The 5,064-nt window shown below is 61.7% G+C and carries 4 protein-coding genes; 1 reads left to right on the plus strand and 3 read right to left on the minus strand.

What is annotated here, in order from left to right; all coding sequences use genetic code 11:
• Window positions 1–53: 53 nt before the first annotated feature.
• The 3 genes from ACE04F_RS08085 to ACE04F_RS08095 form a co-directional block, all read right to left on the minus strand.
• The gene (locus tag ACE04F_RS08085; RefSeq protein ID WP_486105714.1) at window positions 54–1,769 is read right to left on the minus strand and encodes a proline--tRNA ligase; all 1,716 of its coding nucleotides are present in this window, start codon (window positions 1,767–1,769) and stop codon (window positions 54–56) included.
• Between the two features lie 129 nt (window positions 1,770–1,898).
• Window positions 1,899–3,470, minus strand: coding sequence for an AmpG family muropeptide MFS transporter (locus ACE04F_RS08090; RefSeq protein ID WP_486105715.1), 1,572 nt, complete (start codon window positions 3,468–3,470; stop codon window positions 1,899–1,901).
• Between the two features lie 44 nt (window positions 3,471–3,514).
• Complete coding sequence (locus tag ACE04F_RS08095; RefSeq protein ID WP_486105729.1) at window positions 3,515–3,877, minus strand: MGMT family protein; 363 nt, start codon at window positions 3,875–3,877, stop codon at window positions 3,515–3,517.
• 146 nt (window positions 3,878–4,023) lie between these two features.
• Here ACE04F_RS08095 and ACE04F_RS08100 point away from each other — a divergent pair, with 146 nt between their 5' ends.
• Window positions 4,024–5,031, plus strand: coding sequence for a DUF481 domain-containing protein (locus ACE04F_RS08100; protein WP_305499191.1), 1,008 nt, complete (start codon window positions 4,024–4,026; stop codon window positions 5,029–5,031).
• Window positions 5,032–5,064 lie beyond the last annotated feature (33 nt).

The raw sequence follows: 5,064 nt of genomic DNA on the forward strand, positions 1-5,064 counted from the left end.
GGCCCCCCCGAGGCCTAAGGTGTTTCGCTTGAACATGACGTCTCTATCTGGTCTCAGCGGCGGATACGGGCCTGAAGGAAGGACAGCACGTCGGCGACCGGCAGCGCTTGCGCCTCGGCCTCGGTACGGCTCTTGTACTCCAGGTTGCCATCGGCCAGGCCACGGTCACTGACGACGATCCGGTGCGGGATGCCGATCAGTTCCATGTCCGCGAACTTGATGCCGGGGCTGGTTTTCTTGTCGCGGTCGTCCAGCAGGACTTCGAAGCCGGCGGCCGTCAGCTCGGCGTAGAGCTTGTCGGTCGCTTCGCGAACCTGTTCGGTTTCATAGCGCAGCGGCACCAGGGCAACCTGGAACGGCGCCAGCGTGTCGCTCCAGATGATGCCATTCTCGTCGTTGTTCTGCTCGATGGCCGCAGCCACCACGCGGGACACGCCGATGCCGTAGCAGCCCATCTGCAGCGTGACCGGCTTACCGTTCTCGCCGAGTACTTCGCACTTCATCGCCTTGCTGTACTTGTCGCCCAGCTGGAAGATATGCCCGACTTCGATGCCGCGCTTGATTTCCAGCGTGCCTTTGCCGTCCGGGCTCGGGTCGCCGGCCACGACGTTGCGCAGATCGGCGACGGTTGGGACCGGCAGGTCGCGTTCCCAGTTCACGCCGAAATAGTGCTTGTCGTCGATGTTGGCGCCGATGGCGAAGTCGCTCATCAATTCCACCGAGCGGTCAATGATGATCGGCAACGGCAGGTTCAACGGGCCGAGGGAGCCGGCACCGGCGCCGATGGCATCGCGCAGTTCGGCATCGGTGGCCATGACCAGCGGGCTGGCGACGCCAGGCTGGTTGGCGGCCTTGATTTCGTTCAGCTCGTGGTCGCCACGAATGATCAGGGCAATCAGCTTGCCTTCTTCTTCCGCGCGCACGATCAGGGTCTTGATGGTGCGTTCGATGGGCAGGTTGTAGCCTTCCACCAATTGGGCAATGGTCTTGGCGTTCGGCGTGTCGACCAGGCGCAATTCTTCGGCCGGTGCGGCGCGGGAGGTTTCCCGTGGCACGGCTTCGGCTTTCTCGATGTTCGCGGCGTAGTCGGAGCCGTTGCTGAAGACGATGTCGTCTTCGCCGGACTCGGCCAGCACGTGGAATTCGTGGGATCCGGCACCGCCGATGGAGCCGTTGTCGGCTTCAACCGGGCGGAACTTCAGGCCCAGGCGGGTGAACACGTTGCAGTACGCCTGGTGCATGCGCTCGTAAGTGACTTGCAGCGAGGCCAGGTCGGCGTGGAACGAGTACGAATCCTTCATGATGAATTCACGACCGCGCATCAGGCCGAAGCGTGGACGGATCTCGTCACGGAACTTGGTCTGGATCTGATACAGGTTGATTGGCAGCTGCTTGTAGCTGCTCAACTCGTTGCGCATCAGGTCGGTGATCACTTCTTCGTGAGTCGGCCCCGCGCAGAAATCGCGACCATGACGGTCCTTGATGCGCAGCAGCTCCGGGCCGTATTCCTCCCAGCGCCCCGACTCCTGCCACAGCTCGGCCGGCTGGGTGCTCGGCATCAACACTTCCAGAGAGCCGGCGGCGTCCATTTCTTCGCGGACGATGGCTTCGACCTTGCGCATCACCCGCAGGCCCATCGGCAGCCAGGTGTACAGGCCGGAGGCGAGCTTGCGGATCATGCCTGCGCGCAGCATCAGCTGGTGGCTGATCACGACGGCGTCGGAAGGCGTTTCTTTCTGTGTGGCGAGCAAAAATTGACTGGTGCGCATGGTTGGCCGTTGTCGGTTGCTGATGACGAGAAGTGACGCAGCATTGTACGGGCGTGATGCCCTGGCGTACAGGCGCGTGGCCGGTCGCCGGATTCAGGCGCCGCTTTCGTCGGCGCCTGTTGAGATTTCCTACAACTCTTGAGCGGGCCGGGGCGGCGTCGATTCCGACTCTGGCGCCGATTCAGGCGTCGAGCCCTCTCGGCGATTCTCCTGATACCAGTGCAAGGCGATCAGCAGCAAGGTCGGAACGCCGAGCAGGGCGGTGATCAGGAAGAAATCGTGGTAGCCGAATTTTTCCACCATGACCCCTGAGTAGCCGCCGATCAGGCGCGGCAACAACAGCATGATCGAGCTGAGCAGGGCGTATTGGGTCGCGGAGAATTTCAGGTTGGTCAGGCTCGACAGATACGCGACGAACGCTGAGGTGGCCAGGCCGGAGCTGAAGTTGTCGAGGGAAATCGTGACAATCAGCATCTTCAGGTTGGCGCCCATGTCCGTGAGCATCAGGAACAGGATGTTGGTAGCCGCCGACGATACGCCGCCGATGAACAGGATCGGTAGGATGCCGAAGCGCACGATCAGCAGGCCGCCCATGCCGGCGCCGACAAGGGTCATGATCAGTCCGAAGATTTTGCTGACGCTGGCGATCTGATCCTTGGTGAAACCCTGGTCGATATAAAAAACGTTGGCCATGACGCCCATGACCGTGTCGGACATCCGGTAGGTCGCGATCAGGCCGAGCAGCAGCAGGGCCTGCCAGCGGTAGCGCAGGATGAAATCATTGACTGGCGTCAGTACCGGCGCCAGGCCGCGGCGTCCCATGGACGACAGGCACAGCGCGGTCAGGATGATATAGAGGATGGCGCGCAGGAAGGCGCGGTCCTGGAGCAGCAGGTCGAGCAGGCTGACGCCTTCGAACAGCACGCTGGCAAAGTCAGTGTTGTAGAGCTGGGTGAACATCGCCGGGACCGACACCAGCAGCACGATCAATACGAATACCGAAGCCAACTGATGGACGAACGTATAGCGCCCGGCCTGCAATTGAGTGCGCAACGGTACTGGCGGCTCGCGCATGAACAGCGAGGTCAGCAGCGCCGGGACCATCAGCACGCCAAACAGCAGGTACGTACCGGCCCAGGCCGAATGCTTGTAGCTGAACCCGGTCGAGCCGAACCCCTCGGCGAAAAACAGCGCGCCGGCGGTAGCCAGCAACGCGGCGACGCGGTAGCCGGACATATAGCTGGCAGCCAGGGCGGCCTGGCGGGTGTCGTCGGCGATTTCCAGTCGGTAGGCATCGACGGCGATGTCCTGGGTGGCCGAGGCGAAGGCCACGATGACGGCAATCGCGATCAGCCAGGACAGGTGTTTTTGTGGGTCACAGAAACCCATGCCGACCAGGCCGAGGATCACCAGGGCCTGGGAGAGCACCAGCCACGAGCGTCGACGTCCCAGTTTGCCGAGCAATGGCAGGCGCCATTGGTCGAGAAGGGGCGACCAGACCCATTTGAAGGCATAGGCCAGGCCGATCAGGCTGGCGTAACCAATGGTTTCGCGGGCCACGCCGGCCTCGCGCAACCAGACCGACAGCGTGGAGAACACCAGCATATAAGGCAGGCCGGCGGCGAAGCCAAGCAGCAACAGCACGAGCGTCGAAGGACTGGCATAGGCGGCAAGGGCGGCGCGCCAGGTTTTACGGGGCATGGGCTGGAGTCTGCCTCAAAAATTGCGAAAACAAAGCGCGCACTCTAACCGCTGTGCTCTACCGGGCGCCAGCCATGACGCTGAATATCAACACGATTATTCAGGACACTGATCCCTTCCATGCGCAGACGTGTGCGTTGTTCGTCCCCCGAGGCGCTGCCCGCCGGCAGGCTGACCCGACCACCGGCACCGAGGACTCGATGCCACGGCAGCTTCGTGTCGTTCGGCAACTGGCTGAGCGTTCGTCCGACCCAGCGCGCGGCGCGGCCCAGGCCGGCCATTTCGGCAAGCTGACCATAGGTGACGACCTTGCCGGCCGGCACTTGGGCCAAGGTCAGGTAAAGCGTGGTGCGGCGGATCTGGGCGGCGTTCTCGGAGGCCGCTGGGGTGTCGGTCACGTGGAGGATTCCTGGAAATGGCCGTCTGTAGATTAATGCCTACAGGGCCAGTTGATAAATGAACTCATCATCCATATGCAGGTCAGTCGTTGCTGAGGTGTCATCCTGGGGGATAATGCCGCCTTTTCCTCGCAAACTTGAGCCCATTATCGCTTATGTTGTCCAGAACCCTGTTGTGCCTAGCTGTTACCAGTGCCTCCATGCCTTTGCTCGCCGATACCGTCTGGTTGAAGAACGGCGACAAGCTCAGCGGCAAGATAACCGTTTTCGACGGCGGAAAATTGCTGATCCAGACCGATTACGCGGGCGCGATCCCGATTGACTGGAAACAGGTCAAGACGCTTGAGAGCGACCAGCAACTGCTGGTCAAGCAGGATGCCTACACCGGCGAAAAAGCCAAGGCGTTACAGGCGGCCGAGGATGGCAAGGTCACCCTGGCCAATGGTGATGCGCCCAAGACCGTCGAGCTGGCGAGCATCCAGCAGATCCTCAAACCCAAGCCGGTGGTCGAGGACCTCGTGTGGAAGGGCAATATTGACGCTGCACTGGATTACCAGCGCGCGGAAGCCGACACCGACGATTACGACATCGACTTCAAGACCTCGGCGCGCCACGGCAGATGGCGGCACACCGCCGAAGGCGAATACAACCGCGAATTCCAGGATGATGTGGTTTCGGCCGACAACTGGCGGCTGGAATATTCCCTGGACCGCTTCCTCACGGAAAAATGGTTCTGGCAGGGTCGCTTGAACTACAAGCGCGACAAGGTCGAAGACCTGGCCCGCCAGCGCGTGGTCGGTACTGGTCCGGGTTATCAGTTCTGGGACGACGAACTGGGCGCATTCTCCCTGGGTTCGCTGCTCAACCGCACCGACTATGAATACCGCGACGGCGGCAAGGACAACTTCTATTCCGTGGCGATGAAGTGGGACTACAACCGTTACCTGATCGGCAAGCGCGTCGAGCTGTTCACCAACGGCGAAGTGGGCAAGCCGCTGTCCGGCGTGGCTGAATACGCCTATGACGCGGAGATCGGGTTGCGCTACAAGGTCACTGACTGGGCGTCGCTCAACCTTAAGGCCGAGAAGGATGTCATCGAAGGGACCGAAGACAGCGACCTGAGCAAGACGCGCTACACCGCCGGCTTTGGCGTGACCTGGTAACCCCGGTATCCACCACCATACCCTGTGGGAGCG

It is taken from the genome of Pseudomonas sp. AGC41 (assembly GCF_057334555.1).

Coding starts and splice junctions, on each gene's coding strand:
- ACE04F_RS08085 (WP_486105714.1), bottom strand. CDS start 1,769: ATGCGCACCAGTCAATTTTTGCTCGCCACACAGAAAGAAACGCCTTCC.
- ACE04F_RS08090 (WP_486105715.1), bottom strand. CDS start 3,470: ATGCCCCGTAAAACCTGGCGCGCCGCCCTTGCCGCCTATGCCAGTCCT.
- ACE04F_RS08100 (WP_305499191.1), top strand. CDS start 4,024: ATGTTGTCCAGAACCCTGTTGTGCCTAGCTGTTACCAGTGCCTCCATG.